Annotated in this window: 2 protein-coding genes; one reads left to right on the top strand and one right to left on the bottom strand. The window is 73.6% G+C overall.

All coding sequences use genetic code 11. The annotated features are described in order from the left end of the window. Positions 1–152 precede the first annotated feature (152 nt). Positions 153–566: an NYN domain-containing protein gene (locus E2E34_RS33855; RefSeq protein WP_138905650.1), complete on the top strand. Its 414-nt coding sequence runs from the start codon at positions 153–155 to the stop codon at positions 564–566. On the opposite strand, the gene E2E34_RS33850 is transcribed toward E2E34_RS33855, so the two are convergent. Further along, the coding region (locus E2E34_RS33850) for an ArnT family glycosyltransferase (protein ID WP_138905649.1) at positions 524–1,941 on the bottom strand (1,418 nt) is incomplete at its 5' end. The genes E2E34_RS33855 and E2E34_RS33850 overlap by 43 nt on opposite strands.

Genomic DNA, 1,941 nt, shown 5'->3' with positions numbered 1-1,941 from the left:
GGTTCGCTCGGTCCTGCGCGCGCTCCGCGGCCTCATGGCGTCAGGGCAACCTTCTGTGCATCGGCTTCTCAGGTCTCCGGAATATCGAACAAGCATAGCGTTTTGGCTGGTGGCGACCGCCTGGCCGCATACGCTCGTGCTAGGAGGATGGTATGAGAACTCTGGTCGTCGTGGACGCCGCCAACGTCGTCGGATCCGTACCCGACGGCTGGTGGCGCGACCGTCGCGGAGCCGCCGAGCGCCTGCGCGACCACCTGCGGACGTACGCCGGCGAGGGCCTTCCCGGCCATCCCGGCCCCCTCGGCGTCCTCCTCGTGGTCGAGGGCGCCGCCCGCGGCGTCGCCTCCGTGCCCGGCGTACGGGTCGAGTCCGCACCCGGCAGCGGCGACGACCGCATCGTCGAGCTGGTCGCGGAGGCGACGGGCGAGGGCTCCGCCGTGCTCGTGGTCACCGCCGACCGGGAGCTCAGGCGCCGGGTGGAGGCGTACGGAGCCCGGTGCGCGGGGCCTCGGACGGTACGGCCTCAGCGCGGCGGCGCCGGGGCCGCCGAGGGGGACCTCACGTAGAGCACCGCCCCGTCGACGGTCGTCAGCTCCTGGTACCCGCCCGCCAGCAGCCGGCGCAGCGTCGGCAGCCGCTCCGGGGCGAAGGGCTTGCCGCGCGAGTCGTCGACGATCAGGGCCGGGGGCCGCGCCGCCATCTCCGCGCGGAAGACGGGCCAGGCGCCCGCCATCGCGTACTTCTCCCCGACCTGGGGGCCGTTGCGGCCGCCGCTGTAGTTGGTGAGCAGGCCGGCCGTGAGGTACCGGCTGGCGGGCTTCCGGTCCGCCAGCCAGTACGCCTCGGGGTGCATCCCCCAGACCAGGACCCGGTCCCGGGGCTCCGTCCGCGACTTCACCGCCGTCGCGACCTTCCGCACGTGCGCGAGTTCGGGCCGTGGCGCCAGCAGGCCCCAGGCCAGGAACACCGCGCAGGTCACCGCCGAGGTGAGGACCGCCCTGGACCTCCACCGCGGCGGCAGGACGTGCAGCGCGGCCGTGGCCAGCAGGACGATCGGCGGCATGAGCTGGAGGTAGTAGTGGCCGAAGAAGTGGAAGCCGAGGACCACCGCCCCCGCCGCGCCGAGGAACCACAGCCACAGGTCGGCCGCGCCGGTCCTGGCGACGCGCAGGACCCGCAGAACCGGTGGGACGAGACCGGCGCAGGCGAAGGACAGGATCAGGGTGTTCGCCAGCCCCCGGAAGAGCACGTGCAGTTCGGAGCCGGTGAAGGAGGCGTACGTCCCCGAACCGGTGACCGTCCAGAACAGGAAGCGGTGCGGACCGGTGAGCAGGGCGGCGTACAGCACGGGCAGGCAGAAGCCGAAGGCCGTACGGAACAGGGGGCCGCGGAGCGGTCCGTGCCGCCACAGCAGGAACAGCACCGGGGCGAGGACCGCGCCGCCCGTCTGCTTCGTCAGGAACGCCGCCGCGACCGCGAGGCCCGCGCCGCACCACCGGCCCCGGTCGGCGCACCACACTGCGGCCACCGTGCACGGCAGTATGAAGACCTCGAACGTCGCCGCCTGGGCGTCCTCCGGGTTGAGCCCGATGGAGACGAGCAGGTGCAGGACGCCTGCCGTGCGCCCCGCCGCGTCGCCCCATCGGCGGCGGGCGATCGAGGCGAGCAGGGCGGCCGTGAGCAGCTGGGCGGCCGCCGCGCAGAGCTGGAGCGGCAGCAGCGACTGGTCGCCGAAGAGCGCGAAGGCCGTTTCGTAGAGCCAGGGCAACAGGGGTGGCTTGCGGTCCACGACCGTGTCGTAGAGCACCCCCCCGTCGGCCAGTATCCGGGCCTGTACGGCGAGATAGCCCTCGTCCGGGTTCCACAGGGGGAGCCGGAAGGAGGGCAGGCGGGTGACGAGGGCCAGCAGCGCCAGGGCGGGCAGCAGGCTCCGCCAGAAAG

Source organism: Streptomyces albidochromogenes (assembly GCF_005981925.1).
Classification (GTDB): domain Bacteria; phylum Actinomycetota; class Actinomycetes; order Streptomycetales; family Streptomycetaceae; genus Streptomyces; species Streptomyces albidochromogenes.
This window is presented reverse-complemented; position numbering and strand designations above follow the sequence as displayed.